The organism is Ruegeria sp. AM1 (assembly GCF_056540745.1).
This window is the reverse complement of record NZ_JBQFXH010000001.1, coordinates 1508290-1534151: the sequence shown is the minus strand read 5'-3', so window position 1 is coordinate 1534151 and position 25862 is coordinate 1508290. Positions and strand designations below refer to the sequence as shown.

Below are 25862 nucleotides of genomic sequence, written 5' to 3'. Positions count from 1 at the left end.
CTTGAAAAATATTTTCATTTATGGATTTAAATGGGTAAGCTGCTGAATCTAAACACCTCTCAGTTTCTCATTTTTGATGTTCGACGCTAAGAGTGGCGCAGAGGGCTTGCCCGGGAATGCGAAAAAAGAAGGGAAGTCAGCAATGGAAACGCCCAAGCGCCCGCGCGGCAGGCCCAAATCCCTGTTTAAGGAAAGCTCTGCCGGAACCATGCAGTCGTTGGATCGCGCGCTGGGCGTATTGACCTCGATTGCCGGTTCTGAGCGCGCCTCGCTCAGCGATCTGGCGCGCGCGGTGGATGTGCCGACGGCCACAACGCACCGTATTCTGACGACCTTGCAGAAACACGGTTACGTTGCTTTCGATGAAGACCGTCAGGAATGGATGGTCGGCGTCGAAGCTTATCGGACGGGTGTTTCCTTTTTGCTGCGCAACAGTGTGCTTGAGATCGGCCGCCCAATCCTGAGGCGTCTGATGCGAGAGAGTGGAGAGACGGCCAATCTTGCCGTTCCAAATGCAGGGCATGTGGTTTTTATCGGCCAGGTGGAAACTTCGAACCCGATCCGCGCGTTTTTCCCGCCCGGTGCCCGAACGCCGATGTACGCGTCGGGCACAGGCAAGGCCATTCTGGCCGCCATGACCGAGACCGCTCTTGCAAGAACACTGGCGACCAGCGAGTGGATCGCGTTTACCGAAAACACCCTGTCGTCGGAAACATCACTGAGGACGGATCTGGCCCTGACGCGGGATCGGGGATGGTCGCATGATCAGGAAGAGCGGTACGAGGGCATGTCCTGCACCGGTGCGGCGATCTATGACAACAAGGGTGAGCCCTGCGCGGGTATTTCGGTCTCTGGTCCAACGGTCAGGTTTGATAGCAACCGCGTTGCCGAACGCGCCGCACTGGTTGTGCAGGCCGCGCATGAGATCACATATCTCAGCGGAGGCGCGGCCCCTGAACGCTCTGACAAATGACGCAGGCTGGATGCAATCGGCCTCCGGTCCTGTGTGATCAGACCTCAACCGAGCGTTATTTGCGTGGGATGCGTGGAATGCGCGACGACGACAGCTTGTATTCGTGTTCAGGGTGCGGTGGATGGCCATGGGTGCGGTTCCAGAAACCGACCCCGCCGCGTCTGAGCCAGAGCGGTACGCACAAGATCAGCCCCACCACAAACCCGCCTGTATGCGCCCAATAGGCGACCCCACCTTCGTCCGGGTTGCTTGCAAGGCTGCCAAAGAACTGAATCGCAAGCCAGATCCCAAGCATGATGAAGGCCGGAATCGTAAAGACGCGGATATAGACAATCAGGATCAGCAGGATATCGACGCGCGCCTTGGGAAACAGCAGCAGATACCCTCCCATGACGCCTGCTATGGCACCGGATGCCCCGATCGTCGGGACAACCGAGGCTGGGGCTGTGGCGACGTGGATCAGACCCGCGCCAATGCCTGCTGCCGTATAGAACAACAGAAAGGGCAGGTGACCCATCTCGTCTTCGAGGTTGTCGCCAAAGATCCAGAGAAACAGCATGTTCCCGATCAGGTGCATCCAGCCCCCATGCAGAAACATCGAGGTCAGCAAGGTCTCATACGCGACGCCGTCTGATATACGGGCGGGAATGATCGCATAATCGAAATAGAACCGATTGATCAGCCTCGGGTCGTCCATGAGCCCCATATAACTCAGGAAGATCACGATATTGGCTGCCATCAGGGCGTAAACGACATAGGGTGTGCGCCCCGATGGGTTATGATCACGAATTGGAAACATGGCGCGACGCTGGGCCTTTCGCAGCCCAGCGTCAAGTCACGCTTGCGCCGCACCTCCCAACAGGGCCGCGTTGCCGCCAGCAGCGGTCGTGTCAACGCAGACATGGCGTTCAGCCAGCACCCGGGCCCGGTCCGGCAGACCTGGGATTAACGGCAGGATCGGACCGTCGCGGCGGGACAGGTGGTGCTCGATGTTGCGACCGGCTTCTTCCTCCCCCCACCACAGAACGCCCGAGAAACCGGCCAGGTTCTCAAGGCGATGCAGATCGAGCCCGCCTGTTGCCTGTATCGCTGTTCCGCCGATGGCCCGTATTGCCTCGGCCTGCGCCGCGGCCGCCTTGGGGCCGGGCCCGAGGCACAGAAGCGGAGGCCGGGCATATTCGCTGAGCCTGTTGGATTCACCGGTTGGGCCGGGCAGGGACCGGGTGCGTATTGGTGCTGGCTGCCCGCTTGCCGGGGGCAGTTCGGCGTTTTCTGTCCAGGTGTCGCGCGTGACCTGCCGGTCCGGGGCGCAGAAACGCGTCATATAGTTTGGGCCGCCGGCCTTTGGGCCCGTGCCAGATAACCCTTCGCCCCCAAAGGGTTGCGAGCCGACAATCGCGCCGATCTGGTTACGGTTGACATAGATGTTGCCTGCGTGAACAGCCTCGGTCACATGCTGCACCCGGTCATCGATGCGCGTATGCAGGCCGAAGGTCAGGCCATATCCGGTGGCGTTGATATCAGCGATCACCTTGTCGATCTCATGCGCCTGAAAGCGGGCGACATGCAGCACCGGACCGAAGACTTCGCGTTGCAGCGCCGAAATGCCTGAGACTTCGATCAATGTCGGGGCCACAAAACTACCTTCGGGTGGGATCGGCCCCTCTTTGAGGACGCGGCCTTCGGCGCGGGCTTCGGCCACATAGTCGTTGATGCCCCGAAGCGCCTCCTGATCAATCACGGGGCCGCAATCGGTGGAAAGCAGCCAGGGGTCGCCGATTTCCAGCGCATCCATCGCACCCTGCAACATGGTCAGTACGTCGTCGGCGATATCCTCTTGAAGATACAGGCAACGCAGCGCTGAGCACCGCTGACCCGCCGACTGAAACGCGCTTTCGATGATCGACTGTACCGCCTGTTCAGGCAGGGCCGTGCTGTCGACAATCATCGCGTTAAGGCCGCCGGTTTCGGCAATAAGCGGCGTGCCCGGGCGCAGGTTGTCGGCCATCGCCACGCGAATTTTCAGCGCAGTCGCTGTTGAGCCGGTAAACGCAACCCCGGAAACGCGCGGGTCAGAGGTCAGGGCGGCACCAATTTCGGGACCACCCGGCAGAAACTGCAGGGCATCACGGGGCACGCCCGCCTCATGCAAAAGCTGCACCGCTCGATGCCCGATCAGCGGGGTTTGCGGGGCGGGTTTTGCCAATACCGCATTGCCGGTTGCAAGTGCAGCTGAGATTTGTCCGGTGTAGATTGCCAGTGGAAAGTTCCAGGGGCTGATACAGGTAAAGATACCTGCGGGCTTGGCCTGAGGTATGTTCGCCGCATAGTAGCGCAGGAAATCGACTGCCTCGCGCAGCTCTGCCACAACGTCTGGTATCGACTTTCCGGCCTCACGGGCGAGCAGCGCGAAAAGCTCGCCGAAATTCTGTTCATAGAGATCGGCCGCAGCTGTCAAAACCCGTTTACGCTCGGCCGCCGATGCCTGCCATGGTGAGGCTGAGGCCAGCGCCAGTTCTACATCCGCGCGGCTGGCGGGTGCCACCGCGCCGGGTCTGTCCTGCGGCTGGGCGGGGTTGATAACGGTCTGATCTTCTTCGGGCTGCGCGTCCTCTGACAGTAGGGGCTGTGCATACCAATGATGCGCCCGAAACCGGTCTCTTGCCGCGTCGATCATGTCCAGCGTTGGGGTGTGGTGCAGATCGAAACCTTTGGAGTTCACGCGCTCTGGCTGAAACAGATCCGGCCCGGCAGGCAGCGGTTTCACAGCTGCGCCGAGAGCCGCAAACGGATCGGCGGCAACCTCCTCTGGCGTGACATCTTCGTCGACGATCTGGTTCACGAAAGATGAGTTTGCACCGTTTTCCAGCAGGCGCCGCACCAGATAGGCCAGCAGATCGCGATGCGCGCCAACCGGAGCGTAGATACGGCAACGGGTGTTCTGTTTGTCCATCACCAGGTGATGCAGCGTCTCGCCCATTCCATGCAGGCGCTGGAACTCAAACGGCTGATCCCCGGCCATATGCAGAATTGCGCTGACAGTATGTGCGTTGTGCGTGGCAAACTGCGGATAAATCCGGTCTGTCATGTTCAGCAGCTTGCGCGCGCTGGCGATGTAGGACACATCGGTCGCCGCCTTTTGAGCAAAAACCGGAAATCCGTCGACGCCGTCCACTTGCGCGCGTTTGATTTCGGTATCCCAATAGGCGCCCTTGACCAGGCGCACCATCAGCTTGCGGTCATGCCGGTGCGCCATGTCATAGAGTGTGTCCAGCAACAGTCCCGCACGTGGCCCATAGGCCTGAACGACGATGCCAAACCCGTCCCAACCGGCCAGCGCGGGCTCGGCCATCACCGTTTCGATCACTTGAAGCGACAGCGAAAGGCGGTCGGCCTCTTCCGCGTCGACGTTCAAGCCCATCCCGGCGGATTTGGCCAACAGCGCCAGCGAACGCAGGCGGGGGACCAACTCGTCCATGACGCTTTGTTCCTGAGCAAGCTCATAGCGGGGGTGCAAGGCGGACAGCTTGATCGAAATACCGGGGTTCGCGCGAATATCGCTATCGGTGCAGGCCTCGGCAATCGCTGCGATGGCGCGCGAGTATGACAGGTGATACCGGGCGGCATCCGCCTCGGTTCGGGCGGCTTCGCCCAGCATGTCATAGGAATAGGTGTATCCGTCGTCTTCCATCCCTTTGGCGCGCGCCATGGCGGCCTGAATCGTTTCCCCCAATACAAACTGGCGACCCATCTCTTTCATGGCGCGGCCCACTGCGGTGCGGATCACCGGCTCCCCCAACCGCTTGATCGCGGCGCGCAATGCGCCGACGGGCGAGGGTTTGTCGTCGTCCAGAACCCGCCCGGTCAGCATCAGCGCCCATGTGGACGCATTGACCAGTGACGACGACGATTGCCCCAGATGTTTGCCCCAATCTGATGGGGCGATCTTGTCTTCGATCAACGCGTCGATTGTGTCGGCGTCCGGCACGCGCAGCAGGGCCTCGGCCAGACACATCAGGGCCACGCCTTCGTCTGTCGACAGCCCGTATTCTGCCAGAAACACCTCCATCAGGCCGGGCGAAGTGCTGGACCGGATGTCGCGCACCAATTGCGCGGCGGCATCGCTGATGGTCTGACGGTCATTCGCTGTCAGCGCCGCTGAAGTCACAAGCTCGGCGAGCACAGCCGATTGATCGGCATAGGTCTGATTGTCGATTAAGGTGCGTAGGGTGCGCGACATGTATCCTCCGGTCTTTTGTGGAGTATACATGCGATTTTTCAGGACAATCGCTTATATTTTGATATTCACTGGTCCAATGACCTGAATTTAGGGGGTGTAGATATGCAAAAGGACTTTCCCGGTCTGGATCGGTTCGATCGGGCCCTGCTGACGACTCTGGCCGAAGATGGCAGGATTTCCGTGGCCGATCTGGCCCGCCGCATCGGATTGTCGAAATCCCCAACACAGGCACGGCTGAAACGGCTGGAGGCCGAAGGCGTCATAACTGGATACCGCGCCATGCTGGACCCGATCCGTCTGGGGCTGGATCATGTGGCCTTTGTTGAGGTCCGCTTGTCCGACACCCGCGAAAAGGCGCTGGGCGAATTCAACACCGCTGTACGCCGCATCCCCGAGATCGAGCAGGCGCATATGATCGCGTCTAACTTCGACTATCTTTTGAAGGTCCGCACAGGATCAATGTCTGAATACCGCGCGGTTCTGGCCGAAAAAATCTCGGCCCTTCCTCATGTGGCCAGCACCTCGACCTTTGTTGCGATGGAAGCGGTCAAAGAGATCGGGGTGTCGGGCAGTCTTGAGGGGATGGGTTGACCTGAACGCGCGATGCATCACCATTGCCGCATGAAACTTTGCATCGCGTCTTTGGTTTTGTGTCTTGCGACATCGTCAGTTGCCGATGCTGATGGTTGTCCGGTGGCTCCGGATCACTCGGCTGGCGTTGATGCTCTGATCGCGCAGATTCAGGACGCAGGCAACGAGCGGGCGGCGCGCGAGCTATCCGGCCAGCTATGGGAATTGTGGACCGACGCGCCCGATGACAAGGCGCAGATGGTCTTGGATCGCGGTATGGCGCGGCGCGACGCGTGGGATTTGTCGGGGGCCATCGCGGATTTTGATCAGCTTGTCGCCTATTGCCCGCAATACGCCGAAGGGTACAACCAGCGCGCTTTTGCAAATTATCTGGGCCAGAACCTCCAGGCTGCCTTGAGAGACCTGGACAAGGCCATTGAATTGTCCCCCAACCATGTCGCGGCCATTAGCGGGCGTGCACTGACATTGCTGGGTCTGCAGAGAGTTGATGAGGCTCGGGCTGCTCTGTCTCGGGCGCTGGAGTTGAACCCCTGGCTGTCCGAGCGTCATCTCATGGCTCCCGGAGGGCCGTTGGAGCCGCCCGGCCAGGACATCTGAGAAAAAGAAACGCCCTGCAGCCAATGGCGACAGGGCGTTTCAGGTGTATGAGGCAGGTTAGCCGACCAGGCCGTTATCGGTGCGTTTGATCGCGATAACCGATGAACGTGGTGTGCCACCATCCGGCCAGTTGCTGCCCGGGTGTTGGATGCCCACAAACATGGTGCGCAGATCGGTAGACCATGCCAGACCGGTCACTTCACAGCCGTTCGGGCCGGTCATGAAGCGAACGATCTCGCCCGTGATCGGGTCACCAACCAGCATCTGGTTATTGCCGTTGCCAGCAAAGTCCTCTTCGTTGTCGTCATTGCCGTCCGTCTGGATCCAGACCAGACCGGTCGAGTCGATGGCCATACCGTCGGGCGAGTTGAACAGGTTGCCCTCGTTCACATTCGACGATCCGGCGCGGTCGTCCGAATGCACCGATGGGTTGCCTGCCATCACGTAGAGGTCCCAGTCAAAGCCGTCCGCTGCGTGATCCTCATCCGTCGGGCGCCAGCGCACGATCTGGCCGTATTTGTTGGCGTCGCGCGGGTTGGGGCCATTGGCCGAGGTGTCATCGCCGCCAGCGTTTGGCTTGACGCCACGGTTCTTGTTGTTGGTCAGGCAGCAATACGCCTCAATCGCAACGGGGCTGGAGGCCACCCATTCCGGGCGGTCCATGGTGGTGCCGCCCGCAGCCGACGCGGCCATACGGGTAAAGATCAGGATTTCCGCGGCATCCATACCGGTGGTTTCCGGCGTCAAGGGCAGCCACTGACCGCTCATGTCGTCGTTGAATTTGGCGACATACAGCGTGCCGTCGTTCAGCAGACCCTCGGTCTCGGCGCCGGGCTGATAGGTGCCGTTTGAGACAAAGCGGTACAGGTACTCGCCACGCTCATCGTCGCCCATGTAGACAACCACACGCCCGTCTTTGGCCAGCGCAACTTCGGCATTCTCATGCTTGAAACGGCCCAGGCCGGTGTGCTTGACCGGTGTGCTGTCCGGCTTGGTCGGATCGATTTCTACGATCCAGCCCGCGCGGTGCGGCTCGTTCGGGTTTTTCGAGGTGTCAAAGCGCGGGTCAAACAGCTCATAGCCATTCCAGCTTTCAGCTTTGATGCCATAACGCTTCATGCCATCCGCAACCTTCTGGTCGTAGCTGGCATTTTCGTTCGAGGAACCGAAGTAGCCGTTAAAGTTCTCTTCGCAGGTCAGATAGGTGCCCCAGGGTGTTTTGCCGGAGCCGCAGTTGTTCATGGTACCCAGTGAAGAAGTGCCGGTCGGGTCAGCCTCGGTTTTCAGCAGGTCGTGACCGGCTGCGGGACCAACGATTTTCATCGGTGTGTTGTGGTGGATGCGGCGGTTGAAGGGGCTGTCTTTGACAACCGACCAGCCGTCTGGGCCTTCTTGGATTTCCATGACTGTGACGCCCTGGATATTCTGGAACTTCAGAACGTCATCCGCACTGGCTGGAACGCCTTCTTGTGCAGCAGGCAGGTTGATCTTGCGGTTCGGGTACTCATGGTTGATGGCGATCAACTCATGGCCTTGGAATGTGAAGGTCTCCATCCCGTCGGTGTTTTCGCCAAAGATCTTATCCGAGTTCTCAACGGGGCCGCCATCAGTCAGATCATACCCGTCGGCGTCTGAGAACAGCGGGTCACCCCAGCGCATCAGCATCTTCCACTCGTACCCTTCGGGCACATGAACGGTCCCGTCAGTCTGAGCGGCAATCGGCGTGAACGCAAAGCGCGACGCCTCAGCGGCTTGCGCCGAGGTGGAATTCAGCAGGCCAGACCCCATGGCTGCGGCGCCCGAGCCAAAGGCCACGATGCCAGCCAGAAAACCACGCCGCGAAATGGCGCTTTCTACAACGCGGTCAAAGTCGTTTTCTTCCGGGCGAGGGAAGTGCAGTTCGTCCCAGTCGTCGGCGGACAGGGTGTTGGGATCGACGTCTTTCATGGATGGCTCCTGGCTGTCGCAAAGTGAATCGTGCGGTGTGTGTAGAGCTGTTACATGACAGAAATTTAACAGCGTTGATAAACTCGAATGCCTAAGCGATTGCGCGTGATTGGTCACCGATCGACAGAGGGCGTCGGGCGTTCATAGACGAGGCCAAAGCAATGTGAACGGGACTTTTCCCGGTTTTATCAAACCGCGTGCGTTCAGACGGTGCCGTAGCTGTGGGAAGGGTTCAACATGTGCATCACAAGACTAATCTGAAGACACCGCTGTGGGGTGCAGAAAAAGCGGGATCGAATTGATTTCGCTGCTTGACGACCGCAGGCGCATGGACTACTCAGCCCAGACGCTGAGCGGGTATAGCTTAATGGTAAAGCCCCTGCCTTCCAAGCAGGCTATGTCGGTTCGATTCCGTCTACCCGCTCCAGTTCAGCTCAACAGAGATTGCGTCAAATAGACCTGAAATGGATGCTATGGCATTGCCATCGCTTGACCCGATGCCTCTGTGCCGCCAAGAAGCGATGACCTAGTACCGATCACCAAGCAAGGGCCAGCTATGGCAAGTTCTCAGTCCGCCAGCCAACAAACCGCGCAGGTCCCGGGGGCCAGTGATGAAAGGGCGGGGTCAAAAAAACTGGGCGTGTTGTCTGCGCTTTGGCCGTTCATGAAACCGTATCGGTTGCTGATGCTGGGCGCGACGCTGGCGCTGATCCTGACCGCCAGCATGTCGCTGACCCTGCCGTTAGCGGTACGGCGCGTGATCGATAATTTCCGTATTGAAGATGGTGAACTTCTGGATTGGTATTTCTCGGCCGCTCTGGGCATAGCTGCCGTTCTGGCGATTGGAACCGGTATCCGATATGCCCTTGTGACCCGGTTGGGCGAACGTGTGGTGGCGGACATACGAAAGGCTGTGTTCGACCGCGTGATCGGGATGAGCCCCGAGTTCTACGAGCGTATCATGACGGGCGAAGTACTCAGCCGTATCACCACCGATACAACCCTGATCCAGTCGGTTTTGGGGTCTTCGGTTTCGATCGCTCTGCGCAATATGCTGATGTTCATCGGCGGTTTGATCCTGATGCTGCTGACATCGGCCAAGCTGACCGGTTTGGTTTTGCTGCTGATCCCAGCCGTGGTCGTGCCGATACTGGTTCTGGGCCGCCGTCTGCGCGTCATCAGCCGCGAAAATCAGGACTGGATCGCGGCCTCGTCAGGCAATGCAGGCGAGGCTCTGGGCGCGGTTCAGACGGTGCAGGCCTTCACCCATGAAAAGGCCAGCCGCAAGCGGTTCGGCGATATGACGGAAACGTCATACCTTGTCTCGCTGAGACGTATCCAGACCCGCGCAATCCTGACGGTCATCGTGATCTTTCTGGTGTTCTCAGGCATCGTAGGCGTGTTGTGGATGGGTGCGAATGATGTGCGCGACGGGGTCATGACCGAAGGCGTTCTGGTGCAGTTCGTGATATATTCGGTCATCATGGCGGGGTCGGTAGCCGCGCTTTCCGAGATCTGGAGCGAGCTGCAGCGCGCGGCAGGCGCTACGGAGCGTCTGGTCGAGCTGTTGAACGCTCAGGATACGGTCAGAGATTCTGCCAGCCCCAAGTCATTGTCGCTGCCTGTGCGCGGCGATATCCGGTTCGAGGACGTCACCTTTCACTATCCTTCGCGCCCGGATATCCAGGCACTGGAGCAGATGACCTTGCAGGTGAAACCCGGTGAAACGGTTGCGTTTGTTGGCCCATCAGGCGCCGGGAAAACAACGGTCATTCAGATGCTTCAGCGGTTCTATGACCCTGATGCGGGTCAGATCAGTCTGGATGGTGTCGATCTGCGTGACATGAAGCGGGATGATTTCAGGGCACATATGGCGTTGGTTCCGCAAGATCCGGTAATCTTTGCCGCCTCGGCGCGAGAAAACATCCGGTTTGGTCGGCTTGATGCCACGGATGCCCAGGTTGAAGCGGCCGCCAAAGCCGCTGCGGCGCATGAGTTCATCTCGGCCCTACCGGACGGATATGACAGTTTTGTCGGCGAACGCGGTGTGATGTTGTCCGGCGGACAAAAACAGCGGATCGCCATCGCCCGAGCCATCCTGCGGGATGCGCCAGTGCTGTTGCTGGACGAGGCAACCTCGGCCCTTGATGCGGAAAGCGAACGTGCTGTGCAGGGTGCGGTGGATCAGATGCGTGCCGGTCGCACTACGTTGATCGTGGCACACCGGTTGGCCACCGTGAAAAAAGCGGACCGTATCATCGTGATGGAAGCCGGGCAGATTATGGCGCAGGGCACCCACGAAGACCTTGTGGCGCAGGATGGTTTGTATGCCCGTCTGGCACGGCTGCAATTCACCGACGGTGTCGCCGCTGAATAAGTGACGTTCGGGCAGGTCGCCATTCGTCGCAGCGTCATTCTACATTTTCTCTGGTCCGCCGGGTAAGCCGTTGCTTGCGTGCGCGTTGATTTGCTTCCATCTTGGAACTTATCAATAGCCTGTGCACGACATGGGAGATAAATGGGGAGGCGCCAGATGGCATTTGTGGGTTTGGACGACAAGATACGGATCGAGCAGGAGATGACGTGGGAGGACAGAGATGTTCCTGTCACCTTCCATCAGTTGTTGACGCGCACGGCTGAGAGATATCCAAACCACAAAGCGATTTCTTTCCAGCTGCTTTCGGGGCCGAAAGACAAGGCCGAGACGCTGACCTGGTCCGAGTTGCTGGGCAAGGTGAATCAGGCGGCCAACCTGTTCCGTTCTCTGGGGATCGGGGAAAAGGATGTGGTGGCCTATGTGCTGCCCAATTGCAATGAAACGCTGGTCACAATGATGGGTGGTGCGGTGGCGGGTATCGTGAACCCGATCAACCCTCTGCTGGAACCCGAGCAAATCGCAGCGATCCTGCGCGAAACCAAGGCCAAAGTGGTGGTTACGCTCAAGTCCTTTCCAAAAACCGATGTGGCCCAAAAGGTTGAAGAAGCGGTGCGTCACGCCCCCAGCGTGAACACGATTCTCGAGATTGACCTAAACCGTTATCTGACGCCGCCGAAATCATGGCTAGTACCTTTGCTGCGGCCAAAGATGGGCGACAAGGAAAACCTTGCCCATGCCGATTACCGGACCTTCAGTCAGGAACTGGCAAAGCACCCCGCCACGCTGACCTTTGAAGATAGCAAAGAGGACCGTGTCGCCTGCTATTTCCATACGGGCGGCACCACCGGCATGCCGAAGGTGGCGCAGCACAAGTATTCTGGGCTGATCTACAATGGCTGGCTGGGCAACACGCTGTTGTTTGATGAAAACGATGTCATCATGTGTCCCTTGCCGATGTTCCACGTCTTTGCGGTGCATGTGATTGTGATGGCGGCGGTCTCATCCGGGGCGCATGTGATTTTCCCAACGCCGGCCGGCTATCGTGGGGATGGCGTCTTTGACAATTTCTGGAAGCTGATCGAGCGCTGGAAAGTGTCCTTCATCATTACGGTGCCAACTGCGATTTCTGCCAAGATGCAGCGCCCGGTTGATGCTGACATCTCCAGCGTCAAAACCGCCTTTTCAGGCTCAGCACCTCTGCCGGTTGAACTGTTCCGGCGGTTTGAAGAGGCGACCGGTGTGACGATTGTCGAGGGGTACGGCCTGACCGAGGCGACCTGTCTGGTGTCCTGCAACCCCGTGGATGGTGAGAAAAAGATCGGCTCGATCGGCCTCCCGTTCCCCTACACAGATGTCAAAATCCTCAGCGACAGCCCCGATGGACCTGTCGAGTGTTCATCGGATCAGATCGGTGAGATTTGCATCTCAAACCCCGGTGTTTATGCCGGGCACACCTATACCGAGGACGATAAGAACACGAACCTCTATCACTACGACAAATATCTGCGCACCGGTGATCTGGGCCGGTTCGACGAGGACGGGTATCTGTGGATTACGGGCCGCGCCAAGGACCTGATTATTCGCGGCGGTCACAACATCGACCCGGCTGAGATTGAAGAGGCGTTGCTGGGGCATGAGGCCGTCGCTTTCGCTGGTGCGATTGGTCAACCCGATGCGCATTCAGGCGAGGTGCCCTGCGCCTTTGTCGAACTGATCGACGGCGCCTCGGCCACCGAAGAAGTGCTGATGGAGTACTGCAAGGTGCATGTTCACGAACGCGCCGCGCGGCCCAAACATATCACGATCCTGCCTGAACTGCCCAAGACGGCCGTGGGCAAGGTGTTCAAGCCCGATCTGCGCAAGATGGCGATCACGCGCATTTACAACAGCGCCCTGGAAACGGCCGGGGTTGCGGCGCGCGTCGTCTCGGTCATCGATGATAAGAAACGTGGCCTTGTTGCGCAGCTTGACGCGAACGGCGCGTCCGAAGACGATGTCGGTAAGGTGCTGGGATCATTCACCCGGCCATGGGAGTGGGCTGACTGACCGGGAGGGGCCATGAACTATGAGCGTCTGATTGATGAAGAGACCTGGGCGTTCATAAGGCGAACGACCGAAAGCTATCCTGACGATGCGGTTGAGCGGTCCATCGAAGATCAGCGGGCTGTCTACGACAAGATGTGCCGCGACTTTGCTCAACCGCGCCCGAAAGGCGTAGACACTCAGGACCGGTCCGCCAATGGTGTGCCGGTTCGCCTCTACACAGCCGGGGATCCAACCCGAACGGTTATCTATCTCCATGGCGGAGGTTTTGTCGTTGGTGGTCTGGACAGCCATGATGACGTCTGCGCCGAAATTTGTGCGCAGACCGGGTATCGGATCATGGCCATCGATTATCGTCTGTGCCCCGAAAATATACACCCGGCTCAGTTTCAGGACAGCTGGACGGCGGTTACATGGGCGCTAGAGGAATTCGGCGATCCAATCGTTCTTGCAGGCGACAGCGCAGGCGGCAATCTGGCAGCCGCCGTCGCGCATCATGCAAGACAGCAGACAGACAGCATTTTGGGGCAGGTTCTGATCTATCCGGGGCTCGGGGGGGATACTTCCAAAGGATCATATACAGAGCATGCACAAGCTCCGCTTCTGACACGTGATGAGGTCTTGTTTTATGAGAAAATCCACGGCGGCGGTTCCGTTCCCCAAAACGATCCAACCTTTGCGCCGCTTCAAGACACCAACTTCTCGAACCTGCCACCAACCGTTGTTGTAACAGCTGATTGCGATCCGTTACGAGACGATGGTGCCGCATATGTTCAGAAAATCGCTTCTGCGGGGGGGCAGGCGCATTGGGTAAACGAGGCCGGATTGGTACACGGATACCTGCGTGCCCGCACCACTGTAAAACGGGCAGCAGATAGCTTTGAGCGGATTTCGGTTGCGATCGAAGCACTCGGGCAGGGCATCTGGTCCTACGACTAGGATCGCCCTTATGTCAGAAACGGAGCAGCCTTCATCGTGTCGGCCAATGGCGCTTGCATCCGGGCCAAGATGGTTGGTGCCAGTTGAAGCTGATCAATCACAACTTCTGCATCCGGGCCTTTGGCATCGCCGAAGTAATAAAGCGCGGTTTCTTGTTGCAGCGTGCCGCGTCCACCGTGGTGGCCGCGTTCGTCCTGACCGTGATCCGCTGTCACGATCACTTCGTACCCCAGTTGTCGCCAGCGTATGATGAACGGGGCGAGCATCTCGTCCATCACGAAACAGGCGTGATCCATCTCCGCGCAGTCGTGATAGAAACGGTGACCCATACTGTCCAACGTGCAGGTGTGAAGGATGCCGTAGTTCAATCCAAATCGCAGGCACAGATTGGTCAGGGTTGCGAATAAGTCGACATCGGATGGCGTCATCTGGTTGGTTTTGCCATAGCCCGTCATGCTGTGGAAACGACCATGGTTGATCGTCATGCTGTCGGGTTCGTCATATTCAATGTCACGGACCAGGTCGAATGGGTGGCGGTTGAAGAACTGGGACCAGTAACTGTGGGTGACAGCGCCGGTTACTCCACCGCCTTCGCGCACCTGACTGAACACATCCTTGTGGTGCAGGCGGAAGATGTTGCCATTTCCGGTGCAACCATGTTCCTGAGGGCTGACCCCTGTATGGATCGATGCGTAGCAACTGGCCGAGGTCGATGGCAGCACGGCGCTTAGTTTCCATACCCGCGCGTCACCATTGTCGACCCAGCCTTCCAGATTGCCGAATAGGCGGCGGAAATTGCGCCATGGCACGCCGTCCAGAATGATAAGAAGCAGTTTACGATCCATATCGGCCTCTCTATTAGGTCTGGTCATTTTATTGGGCACCAGCGCATGTGACAGCTTTGCCAAAAGCGACAGATTTCGGGACTAAACAAACGTCATTTTCGATGTCGAAATTGTGAATATGCCGCAGCCGATCCCGGAATATTGTCGGGCAAAGCAAATCATATACCAGCGGAACAATGGCAAAACTCTCAAAACGCAAGAAGGCCCAGATACAAAAGGCGAAGACCGCGCAATCTGCCAGCGCGTCACGCCGTGATGTCCTGCGTCTCGCTCGGAACGGGGCTATCGGCATAGCGGTTCTGGGGGGAGGGGGATTCATCATGATGCGCTCGGTTCGGGCGATGGAAGCCGAGCGTGACCTGTCGCGCGTTGGTCAGGGCAAACCTGTGGTGGTTCAGGTACACGATCCGCAATGTCCGATCTGTACCGCGCTACAGCGCGAAACCCGCAGCGCGTTGAAACAGGTGGATGAAGAAGATCTGCTCTATCTGGTGGCTGATATCACCCAGAATGATGGTGCTGCCTTTGCCAATCGTTATGGGGCGCAGCATGTCACCCTATTGCTGTTTGATGGCGACGGAGTGTTGCAGCAGACCTTGCACGGCATGCGGTACAGCGAAGACCTGCGTCCGATACTGGCCGAACATGCCCGAAGGTTCGGCAACCCGGCATAAAACGGCGAGCGCAAAAGCCCGCCATTTTGTTAGTTTCCTGCGCTTTCCATTTTCCGATGTGCCACGACCTCTTCCAGCCAGCCCAGATGCATTTCAGGCACCGAACTCAGCAGTAGATCGGTATAGTCGTCAAACGGCGGGCTCAGGACCTGTGACTTCGGACCATAGCGCACAACGCGGCCCTGATACATTACCGCGATACTGTCACTGATCGCGCGCACGGTCGCCAGATCGTGGGTGATGAACAGATAGGCCACATCCTCGATCTTCTGCAAGTTCAGCAGAAGTTTGAGGATGCCATCTGCGACCAGAGGATCAAGCGCCGAGGTGACCTCATCACAGATGATCATCTTGGGCTTGGCCGCCAGCGACCGCGCAATGCAGACACGTTGTTTTTGACCACCGGACAGCTCTGCGGGATAGCGATCAATGAACTTCTCGCCCAGTTCAATCTCATCCAGCAGCTCAATGATCCGTTTGCGTTTTTCAGCTCCGCGCATCTTGAAGTAGAATTCCAGCGGCCGCCCGATGATCGTGCCGACGGTCTGTCGCGGGTTCATGGCCACATCGGCCATCTGGTAGATCATCTGCAACTCGCGCAAATCCTCGCGCGAGCGCCCGCCGAGGCCGGCGCTGAGCTTTCTGCCCGCAAACGTAATCTCGCCATCCTTTGCAGGGAGCAGCCCTGTGATCACGCGCGCCAATGTCGATTTGCCGGATCCGGATTCGCCGACAACCGCCAGGGTTTGCCCGGGATGCAACTCCACATTGACATTGTGCAGGACGTCGAAATTCAGCCCCTTATAGCGCGCCGTGATACCCTCGACGCTGAGGACAGGCTCGGATGTTGGCTGCTTTTCCTCGTGCTCAATTGACCGGACCGAGACCAAGGCCTGAGTATACTCTTCTTTCGGGGTGTTGATGATCTGATCGGTGGTGCCATGCTCGACCGTGTTTCCCATCCGCAGAACCATGATCTCGTCGCTGACCTGCGCAACGACCGCAAGGTCGTGGGTGATGTAAAGCGCAGCAACGCCGGTATCTGCGATGGCTTCTTTAATTGCCATCAGAACGTCGATCTGTGTGGTCACGTCCAGCGCGGTGGTGGGTTCGTCAAATACAACCAAGTCAGGTTCGGGGCAGAGCGCAAGCGCGGTCATACACCTTTGCAACTGACCGCCGGACACCTGGTGTGGATAACGGTTGCCGATATTGTCCGGGTCAGGCAGCCCCAGTTTGGCGAACAGCGTGCGCGCGCGTTTTTCGGCGTCCTTGCGGCTGAACTTCTTCTGTTCAACCGCAGCCTCGACCACCTGATCCATGATCTTTTTGGCTGGGTTGAACGAGGCGGCAGCGGATTGCGAGACATAAGTCACCTCACCCCCGCGCAGCTTGCGGATATCCCCATGCGCAGCCTTCAGGATGTCACGCCCGTTGACCCAAACTTCGCCACCAGTGATCTGCACACCGCCCCGACCATAAGCCATTGAGGCCAGACCGATGGTGGACTTCCCGGCGCCGGATTCGCCGATCAATCCCAGTACCTTGCCGCGCTCAAGGTCAAAGCTGACCCCGTGTACGATTTCGATGTCATGAGGTTTTTCGCCCGGCGGATAAACAGTTGCGCCGATTTTGAGGTCGCGGACCTTGAGAAGGGTATCGCTCATCCCCGGCCTCCTTTCAGCGATGTGGTGCGGTTCAGGACCCAGTCCGCCACAAGGTTGACCGAGATGGCCAGCGTGGCGATGGCCACCGCAGGGTACAGCGCCGCGCCGATGCCGTAGACGATACCGTCCTTGTTCTCTTTAACGATGCCGCCCCAATCCGCCAGGGGTGGCTGAACGCCCAGCCCCAGAAAGGACAGGGTCGAGACAAAGAGAACCATAAAGATGAACCGCAGACCCAGCTCGGCCACCAAGGGCGACAGGGCGTTGGGCAGGATTTCCCGGAAGATGATCCAGCTTTGGCCTTCACCACGCAGCTTGGCGGCTTCGACATAGTCCATGACAGCGATGTCTACGGCAACCGCGCGGGCCAGCCGGTACACACGCGTGGAATCTAGCAAACCCATAACGACGATCAGAACCGGAATGGTGACAGGCACCATCGCCAGAACCACCAGCGCAAAGATCAGGGTTGGGATCGACATAATCAGGTCAACCGTCCGCGACATGACCTGATCGGCCCATCCACCCAGCACAGCGGCCAGAAAACCCAGAACCGAGCCGGTTACAAAGCTGAGGATTGTTGCGGCGGTGGCGATAAAGATCGTTGTGCGTCCGCCGTAGATCATACGGCTTAGCAGGTCGCGGCCAATATTGTCCGTGCCCAGCCAGAATGCCGCGCTTGAGGGCTCCCACACGTCGCCGACGACCTCTGCCATGCCATAGGGCGCAAGCAGAGGGGCGAAGATCGCGATGAAGAAATACAAACCGGTGAAGCCCAGTCCAATCAGTGCAGAGACAGGAATGTTCTTCATTTCGGATGCCTCAGCCTTGGGTTGGCCAGAATGGCAACGACATCTGCAACCATGTTCAATCCGATATATATCGCGGCAAAGATCACACCGCAGGCCAGAACAACGGGCACGTCTCGTTTGGTTACATGGTCGACGAGGTACTGCCCCATGCCGGGATAGACAAAGACGACCTCAACCACCACAACGCCCACAACCAGATAGGCTAGGTTGATCATCACCACGTTGACAATTGGTGCGATGGCGTTGGGAAAAGCGTGGCGGTAGATGACTTTGAAGTTGCTCAGGCCTTTCAGTTCGGCGGTTTCGACATAGGCAGATTGCATCACGTTCAGGATCGCGGCGCGGGTCATGCGCATCATATGCGCCAGAACCACCAGTGTCAGAACGATGACGGGTAGGGCGATCGAGTTCAGCTTCTGCCCCAGTGTCATGCTGTCGTTCATCATCGCCAGCGGAGAGAACATGCCAAGCTTTACGGCCACGAAATAGATCAGAACATAGCCGATCAGGAATTCGGGGATCGAAATTGTGGTCAGTGTCACCGCTGAGATCAGCTTGTCGGGCCAGCGGTTGCGGTAGCGCACGGCCAGTAGGCCCAGGAAGATGGCAAGGGGGACCGAGACGATAGCCGCCCAGAATGCCAGAAACAGAGTGTTACCCAAGCGATTGCCGATCGATTCAGCAATGTCGAGCTTGTTGGTCAGCGACTGCCCCAGATCCCCCTGCAGGATGCCACCCAGCCATTCGAAATAGCGGGTCATGGCGGGACGATTCAGGCCCATTTCCTCGCGCAGGTTGGCCAGAGACTCTGGGGTTGCGGACTGACCCAGAACGGCTTGTGCGGCGTCACCGGGCAGGGCTTCGGTCAGGCCAAAAATCAGCGCCGAAGCGCCAAACAACAGAAGGATTCCCAGCGCCAGGCGCTGGGAAACCAGTTTGATGATCGGATGCATAAATCTGAATCCGTATCAGACGAACCACATTTTGCGGGAAATCTGACCGTTCATCAGCTCTTGCGTCGGATCGGTTTCCCATCCGTCCAGCTGGTTGCTGATGCCTTCGACAAAGTCGTTGAACATCGGGCAGATCAGGCCACCTTCGTCGCGCACCATCTGACCCATCTGGCTGTAGATGCCCTTGCGTTTGTCGGCATCCAGCTCGGCACGCGCTGCGAACAGCATGTCGTCGAAGGCCGGCACCTTAAAGCGGGTGTCGTTCCAGTCTGCGGTCGACAGATAGGCGGTTGCATACATCTGATCCTGCACTGGACGGCCACCCCAATAGGATGCACAGAACGGTTGCACGTTCCAGACCTCGGACCAGTAGCCATCATTGGGTTCACGCTTGATTTCCAGCGGGATACCGGCCTGAGCGGCGGTTTGCTGGAATAGCGACGCGGCGTCCACGGCACCAGGGAAGGCACCATCTGCCACGCGCAGAATGATCGGCGATCCGTCGTGACCTGACTTTTTATAGTGCTCAGCGGCCTTTTCGATGCTGAACTCGCGCTGCGCGATGGTTTCATCAAACAACGGATAAGCAGAGTTGATCGGCATATCATTCCCGATCGAGCCATAGCCGCGCAGAACCTTGTCCACCATATCTTCGCGGTTGATCGCGTATTTCAGCGCCAGCCGAAGTTCATTGTTGTCGAAAGGTGCGGTATCACAGTGCATGATAAAGACATAGTGACCGCGACCTGCTGTCGAATGCACCGTCAGGTTGGGCGCGCGGCCCAGCAGATCTGCGACCTTGGGCTCGATCCGATTGATTGCATGCACTTGACCAGATTGCAGGGCGGCTGTCCGGGCGGTGGCATCGTTGATAACAACTACTTCGACACTGTCGAAATTGCCGTAGTCGCTCCAGTGATTTTCGAACTTCGTAAATACGTGGCGTACACCCGGTTCGTCGACTTCCACCTTGTAAGGGCCGGTGCCGATGCCCGCGCCCGGGTTCTCCATTCCGCCGTCGGGTTGGATGATCAGGTGGTAATCCGCCAGCAGATAAGGCAGATCGGCATTTGCCTCGGTCAGGGTGACCTGAAAGTTGTCCCCATCGGCCTTCATCGCCTCGATGCCTTTCATGATACCCAAAGCACCGGATTTCGAATCTTCGTTCGAATGACGCTGCATGGTCTTCAGAACGTCTTCGCTGGTCACGGTCTTACCGTTGTGGAACTCGACCCCTTTGCGCAGCTTGAAGGTCCAGACCTTGGCATCCGCGCTGCCTTCAACGCTTTCTGCGATACGTGGTTCGATGGTGCCATCAGGAGCCACCTCGACCAGTTGATCGCCGAACTGTTTGCCGTTGAGAAACGGAACCGAGCTGGAATAGGTCGCCGGGTCCAGAGAGTTGGTTGACTCACCGCCCTGCATGCCGAATTTCAGGTCGCCACCTTTTTTGGGGCCTGCCGCGCGGGCGGCCTCGGCAAACATCGTACTGGCCACAGCGGCGGACACCCCCAATGCAGCCGCTTTGCCCATGAATTCACGGCGGGTCAGTTTGCCGGCCGTGACCTGTCCGGCCATGTGAGTGAGTTGGTCGTTCATTCTGGATTCTCCCTGAATTGAAAACTTATTGCGCCTTTCGAGGCGTTTTTTGTTGATCGTTGCGTCAAAGTTGGCGCATTTTGGCCGACCGGGCAAGGTCAAAAGACCGGTTCAGCCGTCGGCTTGTGTCACATATGGGTGCGTGCAACTTTGTCTTCTTTTGTGGTTGAGAAGATCAGCGCGTCATTTTCAAACGATTTTATCGTGGCGCAGAGAAAAAAATGCTTTGCGTCTGACCACATCTCGCAATCGGTCTCGGTTCTCAGATGCAGGTCGTCACGCTTCTGCTCCTGAACCCATTGACAGGTTCCGCGTGCGCTGAGGGGGTCGTCCGGGTGGATCGACCAGACCTCGCGTGCCGAACCACCGCTGATCAGACCGTGGTTGCAGTCCTCAACGAGGCCGAAATCGTCCTCCACAACAACGTTGATCATGCCGGAATACATATCGGTTTCCACACGGCGTGCATTTTGGGGACCACGCAGTGTGTTGATTTGCCATGGCTCTTCTGCATCGGGCGGGGCGAAAGAGCATTCGTCCGACACTGCCGTTTCGCGTTGCGGAATTGCAAGCTGCCCGGATGCCAGCGACAGTTCCGCCGTTTCAGGCGAAGGCCAGATCAACGGCCAGTAGGCACTTGAGATAGCCAGGCGCAGCTGGTGCCCCTTGGGAACGCGATAGGCAATGTGGTCGAGATCCAGTTCAACATCATACAACTCGCCGGGCATTAGCTCGGACGGTGCAGCATGGCTGCTGCGATGCGTCAGGTTCAACACGCCGTAGGTCACTCTGGTTGAGGCGCCATCGGGGTGGATGTGGTTCAGCCGGACGGCAATCTGCGCCTGCGCTTTGTCCGCGCTGAGACGTAGCCGAACGCGCGGCGCACCTATGATATCCATGTCCTGATCCAGCGGGGCGCTGTCAAAACAGGCGGACAGCGCGTCGTCAGCACGTTGGTCCCCCGGCATGTCCGGGCCCAGCCAGATGGCACAATACTCGCCGCCATCCAGCCCGCAATGATGCGGCGAGCGGACCGTGGCCGTCAGTGAACCTGCCTCGCCCAGCCCCTTATCCGTCAGCGCCAGTGTGACGGTGGGCAGATGCGATGTTGCGCCCTCAGGTTCAGCGATCCACCGCCCGGGCCGTTCCGTGTACCAGCGTGCCGGCCGCACGCCATCCATCAGATAGGCGCGATAGTCGGGGTCTTGCGCGACACTTGTTTCGATGCCCTTCAGCCAGTGATCCCACCAGCGCAAGGCCTCTTGCAGAAAGCCGATGCGGGGTTCGGGTACGGCAAAATGCGGATACTTGTGAATCCAAGGGCCAACGATGCCTTTCACCGGCGCATCCAGCTGCTCGACCAGAAGGGGAACGGTATTCTTGTACGAGTCCCCCCAGCCGCCAACGGCGAGTGTCGCAGCCTGAATGGCCGAAAAATCCTCGCAGACCGACCCGTGGCGCCAGTAGTCATCGCGCGTTTGATGCCGCAGCCAAACCGAGGGCAGAAAGGGCTCATTCTCAAGCCTGTCCAGCCATAGTGCGCGCCAGTTCGGACGCAGGGCGGGGTCTGCCGGGCGCGAGGAATAGGACCACATAGTCGCGCCCCAGCCGAGATTTTCGTTCAACAGGCAGCCACCTTTGTAGTGGATGTCATCGGCGTACCGGTCCGCGGTCGAGCACAAGGTGATGATCGCTTTAAGAGGTTCAGGACGCATCGCCGCGACCTGAAGCGAGTTGAAGCCGCCCCAACTGATCCCCATCATGCCAACGGCGCCGGTACACCACGTCTGGTTGGCCAGCCAGGCGATAACCTCGACAGCGTCGTCCAGTTCCTGCTGGGTGTATTCGTCCCGCATCAGCCCTTCGCTGTCGCCATTGCCGCGTATGTCGACACGGATGCAGGCATAGCCGCGCTTGGCGAACCACGGATGGGTCAGCGCATCACGCGCCGTGGTGCCGTCGCGTTTGCGATAGGGCAGGTACTCCAGAATGGCCGGAACGGGGGATTGTTCGGCATCAATGGGCCGCCATATCCGTGCCGACAGGCGGCAGCCGTCGGACATGCGGATACCCAGATCAGGGATTTCTTCGATATCACAAAGTGAGTTGACGGAGTTCATTGGCAGCTCTTTGATCTTGATGATCTAGTGTTTTAAGGCGACGATAAGGTCCATGACGTTGGTTCCTGTAGGCCCGGTTGTCAGAAGGGCTCCGGCGTCGTCCAGAAAACTTCCGCTATCGGCATGTTTCAGAGCCAATTCGGCGCCCGCGGCCCAGGTCGAGCCACTGACGATAGCCCCGGCAGCAGAGGTGGGGCCGTCAGTCCCGTCTGTCCCACCCACGACGACCGTGATTCCGGGACAGCCTGCGATTTCGCGGGCAAGGGCAAGACCCAGCGCCTGGTTGCGTCCCCCACTGCCCGGACTTTCGGGCAGGACGACGGTTGGCTCACCACCAAAGATCATGACACCCGGCGCCATACCTCGAATACGCGGGCCCAACTGATCAGCAACGGACAGGTAGTCAGCGTGCAAGGCTTCTTCATTGGCCAGAACGACTAGCCCCTTGCTTTGGGTCGCCTCTGCAGCGGCTGCACGAGCATGTGCATTTGAAGCAATGATGCGAGCCGATCCCTCGAACGCATGAGCATCCGGCAATGCGCCAATGCCGGAACCAATCACGCGCACGTCGTCCCCCGGCACGTCTGATATTGCAAGAACCGTCACCCGGTCGCCTGAAAAGCCGGACAGCAGGCCGCCGCCTTTGATCAGCGATAGCCTGCGCCGTTCGCTGTTCATCGTAACGATATCCAACCCGTCTGACAAAAGCCGTTGGTTGAGCGCGGCGAGATTGCCCAGATCATTCCCCGGAACCAGATCTTCAGCCAGCGACGATGCGCCCCCCGAGACCAGCAAGAGCAGATGGGATCCAGATTCCATCGCCTCGACCGCTTTGCGCAGGGCGCGCCCGCCGATCAGGCTGCGTTCGTCGGGAACCGGGTGCGAGGCCTCAATCAGGTCAGCATGCTGGGGCAGGCCCTTGCCGTGACCGTCCTTGGTAACCACCAGCGCAGGCACATCCTCAAAACGCTCCAGGGCAGCGCTTGCCATGGCTGCAGCGGCTTTCCCGACTGCGAGGATGTGATCGGGTCGCAGCACTGTGTCCAAAGCCACACGAGTTGCGAGATAGCCATCCACTGCGGCGACGCCCGCTTTCCAGATTTCTACCGCTTGTTCTGCTTGTGTCATCAGCGCTCCATCCAAATCGTGACTGGCCCGTCATTTATCAGCTCTACTGCCATGTCGGCTCCGAATTCCCCGGTTTCGACATCAACGCCCTGCGCCGCCAGCCGCTCGGCGAACACTTTATAGAGATGTTGGCCGATCTCCGGTTGCGCGGCCTCTGCGAAACCCGGACGGTTGCCCCGAGAGGTATCAGCCGCCAGCGTAAACTGGCTTACAACCAAAGCCGAGCCGCCGATATCAAGGATCGATCGGTTCATCTTGCCGCCATCATCCTTGAATATCCGAAGTTTGGCGATCTTGACCGCCAACTGATCAGCATTGGTTTCGTCATCCCCACTCATGGCGCAGACTAGGATCAGCATTCCACGACCCGAACGTCCGATGACCTCGCCGTCGACTTTGACCGACGCGCTGGTAATTCTCTGGATCAAAGCGCGCATGCTTCTGTCGCTAGCTCCTTGTGTTTGCCGCCCGTTCAGCCGCGCCAGTCGACGATTTCATCCAACGGCGCACGTTCGGTTCTGAAACCATTCGCAGGATGCTCTGTATCAGGATAGCCAAAAGAAATCGCGCACAATATCAACCTGTTGTCGGGTATTTGAAAGTAACGGTGCAAAAACGGACTGTAAGAGGCGACTGCGGCCTGCGGGATGCTGGCGATTCCCAAGGCCTGTGCAGCCAGCGCAAAGGCAGTAACAAACCCGCCGCAGTCCATCGCGCCATAGGACCCCAACTCAGCAGGGCTCGACAGGATCGCGCAATGCGGGGCACCGAACAGCGCAAAATTCTGCATCATCTGCCTAGCCGATGCTTCGCGATCTCCCTTTTTGACCCCAACGGCCTTATACAGCGCCCATCCGCAGGCGCGGCGGCGATCTTTGTAAACACCGGAATAAGTGCTGGGGAAGGGAAGATCGGGCTCGTGAGAGCCACGAGCAGCTTCACGCATCAGAGCGTTGCGGAAGGCGTCTGTCTCATGGCCGCTGGTTACAATCAGATGCCAAGGCTGCGCATTGCACCAGCTTGGCACCTTTGAGGCGCTGGCGATGATCTGCTCGATCTGGGTTTTGGGCACCGGATCACTCTGAAAGGCACGGCAGGAATGGCGCCGGTCCAAGAGCATATTCAAGGCGGATAACGTCACGGCTGGCCTCTCCTCTGCACCGCGCGGCAGGATGGCGGCGAAGATCAGGATGTTCAAGAGCACAGAGTACAAAAGAGCCGTGCATCCGACCTCTATTGCTGTCCCGTCGCAATGAGATAGCCAATACCGGCTGCGACTAGCGCGCCCAGCACAGCGGCGATGGCGATTTTGATTGCAGACCAGGGCCGTTCACCCTGCACCCGACCGGTTCGGCCATTCACCACAAAACGATAGGTCTGGCCGCGATACTTGTAGGCCGCCATCCAAACCGGCAGCAGAATATGTTTGAAAGTGATGTCTCTGACCTCGGTTTCCAGGGCGTGGATGCGTTGTCTGTCGCCGCCGATGTCAAACCGGACATCCCGCTCGATCACCCGTGCCATATGTGCGCGGGCCTCTTGATACCCCTCATTCAGCTGAACGGTGTAGGCCTCGGCCCGGAACCCTGCTAGATATTCGGGCTGATAGGGTTCCAGCGCAGGTAAATCCCATGGTTCCAGCGCATCGGTGTACCGTTTCGGAAGCGATTGTGAGGCCAGTACAAGCACATCGTCAAAAAAGCGCTCCACGCGCCCTGACTTGGGGGTCCACCGAACCTTGGCAACCCGCTGCTGAACTTGCTTGCCATCTCGTGTAACGGTTCTGGTCTCATGATAGACGACGCCGCGCTCGCCGTGATAGCTGGATTTGGTATCCGCATCAAAGGTCCAGTAGGGCACATAGATGCCCTGCATCTTGCGGCCTTTGCGGGCATAGTCTTTCAGGCCGTTGGGCGCAAACCAAAGACGACCCAGCCAGTCACTCATGGCCTTGTGGGCTGCCCTTTCGTCCAAGGCAAAAGGCAACACGCCGCGGGGTTTGATATGACGGTTCACTCCGGTGTCGGTCACCACCGGGGTGGCGCAGAACGGACATTCGGCGGCATGGGTGTCGGGGTCAAACTCCACCTGAGCTGCGCAGTTCGGGCAGCTCAGAACACGGGTCACTTCCAGCTCGGCTTCGGGCAGACGGTCGGCAAGAGCTGCGTCGAAATCCAGTTCCCGCAGGCTTGCACCGCCCCAGGGGCCGGCACCGATCGCTTCAGAATGCCCGCAATGGTCGCAGGTTAACGTGCCATCACCGGGGTTGAACCGATAGTCTGCGCCGCATTGATCGCAAGGAAAACGGTGTTCAGTCTCGATCATCTCGGGATCGCTCTCTCTGACGGCGGGGTAAA

At 58.6% G+C, this 25862-nt stretch carries 20 protein-coding genes and 1 tRNA gene; 8 read left to right on the top strand and 13 right to left on the bottom strand.

Features of this window, described 5'->3' with window-relative positions:
- The first annotated feature begins 142 nt into the window (after window positions 1-142).
- Window positions 143-973, top strand: a complete 831-nt coding sequence (locus tag ACR0I7_RS07665; RefSeq protein WP_480509623.1) for an IclR family transcriptional regulator — start codon at window positions 143-145, stop codon at window positions 971-973.
- 55 nt (window positions 974-1028) lie between these two features.
- Here the strand turns inward: ACR0I7_RS07665 and ACR0I7_RS07660 are convergent, their stop codons facing one another.
- Complete coding sequence (locus ACR0I7_RS07660; RefSeq protein ID WP_480509622.1) at window positions 1029-1772, bottom strand: rhomboid family intramembrane serine protease; 744 nt, start codon at window positions 1770-1772, stop codon at window positions 1029-1031.
- A 36-nt stretch (window positions 1773-1808) separates the two neighbouring features.
- Window positions 1809-5213: a bifunctional proline dehydrogenase/L-glutamate gamma-semialdehyde dehydrogenase PutA gene (gene putA / locus ACR0I7_RS07655; RefSeq protein WP_480509621.1), complete on the bottom strand. Its 3405-nt coding sequence runs from the start codon at window positions 5211-5213 to the stop codon at window positions 1809-1811.
- Between the two features lie 102 nt (window positions 5214-5315).
- Here putA and ACR0I7_RS07650 point away from each other — a divergent pair, with 102 nt between their 5' ends.
- Window positions 5316-5804 (top strand): Lrp/AsnC family transcriptional regulator, encoded by a 489-nt coding sequence (locus tag ACR0I7_RS07650; RefSeq protein WP_480509620.1) that lies wholly within the window; start codon window positions 5316-5318, stop codon window positions 5802-5804.
- A gap of 30 nt (window positions 5805-5834) precedes the next feature.
- Window positions 5835-6401: a tetratricopeptide repeat protein gene (locus ACR0I7_RS07645; RefSeq protein WP_480509619.1), complete on the top strand. Its 567-nt coding sequence runs from the start codon at window positions 5835-5837 to the stop codon at window positions 6399-6401.
- A gap of 57 nt (window positions 6402-6458) precedes the next feature.
- Here ACR0I7_RS07645 and ACR0I7_RS07640 read toward each other — a convergent pair whose 3' ends face one another.
- Window positions 6459-8348, bottom strand: a complete 1890-nt coding sequence (locus ACR0I7_RS07640) for a PhoX family protein (RefSeq protein WP_480509618.1) — start codon at window positions 8346-8348, stop codon at window positions 6459-6461.
- A 353-nt stretch (window positions 8349-8701) separates the two neighbouring features.
- Between ACR0I7_RS07640 and ACR0I7_RS07635 the strand changes: the two genes are divergently transcribed.
- From ACR0I7_RS07635 to ACR0I7_RS07620, 4 genes are all read left to right on the top strand, one after another.
- Window positions 8702-8775, top strand: a tRNA-Gly gene (locus ACR0I7_RS07635).
- A 129-nt stretch (window positions 8776-8904) separates the two neighbouring features.
- Complete coding sequence (locus ACR0I7_RS07630; RefSeq protein ID WP_480509617.1) at window positions 8905-10725, top strand: ABC transporter transmembrane domain-containing protein; 1821 nt, start codon at window positions 8905-8907, stop codon at window positions 10723-10725.
- Window positions 10726-10881: 156 nt separating this feature from the next.
- The gene (locus tag ACR0I7_RS07625; RefSeq protein ID WP_480509616.1) at window positions 10882-12771 is read left to right on the top strand and encodes an acyl-CoA synthetase; all 1890 of its coding nucleotides are present in this window, start codon (window positions 10882-10884) and stop codon (window positions 12769-12771) included.
- A gap of 12 nt (window positions 12772-12783) precedes the next feature.
- Complete coding sequence (locus ACR0I7_RS07620; RefSeq protein WP_480509615.1) at window positions 12784-13707, top strand: alpha/beta hydrolase; 924 nt, start codon at window positions 12784-12786, stop codon at window positions 13705-13707.
- 8 nt (window positions 13708-13715) lie between these two features.
- Here ACR0I7_RS07620 and ACR0I7_RS07615 read toward each other — a convergent pair whose 3' ends face one another.
- Complete coding sequence (locus tag ACR0I7_RS07615; RefSeq protein ID WP_480509740.1) at window positions 13716-14552, bottom strand: alkaline phosphatase family protein; 837 nt, start codon at window positions 14550-14552, stop codon at window positions 13716-13718.
- Window positions 14553-14728: 176 nt separating this feature from the next.
- On the opposite strand from ACR0I7_RS07615, the gene ACR0I7_RS07610 reads away from it, so the two are divergent.
- The gene (locus ACR0I7_RS07610; protein ID WP_480509614.1) at window positions 14729-15226 is read left to right on the top strand and encodes a thioredoxin domain-containing protein; all 498 of its coding nucleotides are present in this window, start codon (window positions 14729-14731) and stop codon (window positions 15224-15226) included.
- Between the two features lie 29 nt (window positions 15227-15255).
- Here the strand turns inward: ACR0I7_RS07610 and ACR0I7_RS07605 are convergent, their stop codons facing one another.
- From ACR0I7_RS07605 to ACR0I7_RS07565, 9 genes are all read right to left on the bottom strand, one after another.
- Entirely contained in the window at window positions 15256-16893 is a 1638-nt protein-coding gene (locus tag ACR0I7_RS07605; RefSeq protein WP_480509613.1) for an ABC transporter ATP-binding protein, read from the bottom strand.
- Entirely contained in the window at window positions 16890-17705 is an 816-nt protein-coding gene (locus ACR0I7_RS07600; protein ID WP_480509612.1) for an ABC transporter permease, read from the bottom strand. The genes ACR0I7_RS07605 and ACR0I7_RS07600 overlap by 4 nt, the downstream gene beginning before the upstream one ends.
- On the bottom strand, window positions 17702-18658 hold the full coding sequence (locus ACR0I7_RS07595) for an ABC transporter permease (RefSeq protein ID WP_480509611.1): 957 nt from the start codon (window positions 18656-18658) through the stop codon (window positions 17702-17704). Before ACR0I7_RS07595 ends, ACR0I7_RS07600 begins: the two co-directional genes overlap by 4 nt.
- A 15-nt stretch (window positions 18659-18673) precedes the next feature.
- Window positions 18674-20257: an ABC transporter substrate-binding protein gene (locus ACR0I7_RS07590; protein ID WP_480509610.1), complete on the bottom strand. Its 1584-nt coding sequence runs from the start codon at window positions 20255-20257 to the stop codon at window positions 18674-18676.
- 128 nt (window positions 20258-20385) lie between these two features.
- On the bottom strand, window positions 20386-22377 hold the full coding sequence (locus ACR0I7_RS07585) for a CocE/NonD family hydrolase (RefSeq protein ID WP_480509609.1): 1992 nt from the start codon (window positions 22375-22377) through the stop codon (window positions 20386-20388).
- 24 nt (window positions 22378-22401) lie between these two features.
- Window positions 22402-23505 (bottom strand): DUF4147 domain-containing protein, encoded by a 1104-nt coding sequence (locus ACR0I7_RS07580; RefSeq protein ID WP_480509608.1) that lies wholly within the window; start codon window positions 23503-23505, stop codon window positions 22402-22404.
- A complete protein-coding gene (gene dtd, locus ACR0I7_RS07575) occupies window positions 23505-23942 on the bottom strand; it encodes a D-aminoacyl-tRNA deacylase (protein ID WP_480509607.1) in 438 nt (145 codons plus the stop codon). The genes ACR0I7_RS07580 and dtd overlap by 1 nt, the downstream gene beginning before the upstream one ends.
- A gap of 35 nt (window positions 23943-23977) precedes the next feature.
- The gene (locus ACR0I7_RS07570) at window positions 23978-24625 is read right to left on the bottom strand and encodes a nitroreductase (RefSeq protein WP_480509738.1); all 648 of its coding nucleotides are present in this window, start codon (window positions 24623-24625) and stop codon (window positions 23978-23980) included.
- Window positions 24626-24738: 113 nt separating this feature from the next.
- The gene (locus ACR0I7_RS07565) at window positions 24739-25830 is read right to left on the bottom strand and encodes a TFIIB-type zinc finger domain-containing protein (protein WP_480509606.1); all 1092 of its coding nucleotides are present in this window, start codon (window positions 25828-25830) and stop codon (window positions 24739-24741) included.
- Window positions 25831-25862: the final 32 nt, after the last annotated feature.